Raw genomic sequence first — 477 nt, forward strand, 5'->3', positions numbered from 1 at the left:
GGAGGGTCGTTCCTCGCTGATGCAACAAGTCATGCGCGCGGTGATTCGCCCTGAGGTTGGGGCTGTGCCGCTAGGCGCGCCTTCGAATGTCTTTGAGCGCGAGACGCGGCTATTCGGTAGCCGTGTTGATGTGAACGTTTGTGGTGACCTGTAGCGAGACGCGCAGATCTATTGAATTGCAAGATAGCTTTTGTTGCTTCAAGAGGAGATACAGATATGGAAGAAATGCGAGCATCGCCAGACGGTAGCAACAGCGCCGATGTCTCAAGCGCCGTACCGTCTATCGGTACGCAACTGGATTACAAAAAAAATGGTGAAGGCGATGACAAGTTTGCCGCAGTCGCCAATTTTACGGACATCTCAAGTTTCACGGGTTCGGCGAATCTTGTTGATGTGACGCGCCTAAACAGCAAGGGGCGAGAGAAGAGGCGCGGCATGCCAGATTGGGGGCAGGTAACGGTTGCCTTGCACATCAAT

The 477-nt window shown here is 53.7% G+C and carries 1 pseudogene; it reads left to right on the forward strand.

Annotation, left to right across the window (positions count from 1 at the left end):
* Window positions 1–216: 216 nt before the first annotated feature.
* Window positions 217–477 (forward strand): annotated as a pseudogene (locus tag QCE79_RS33670) (hypothetical protein); the annotation flags it as partial.

Source organism: Caballeronia sp. LZ003 (assembly GCF_031451465.1).
Classification (GTDB): Bacteria; Pseudomonadota; Gammaproteobacteria; order Burkholderiales; family Burkholderiaceae; genus Caballeronia.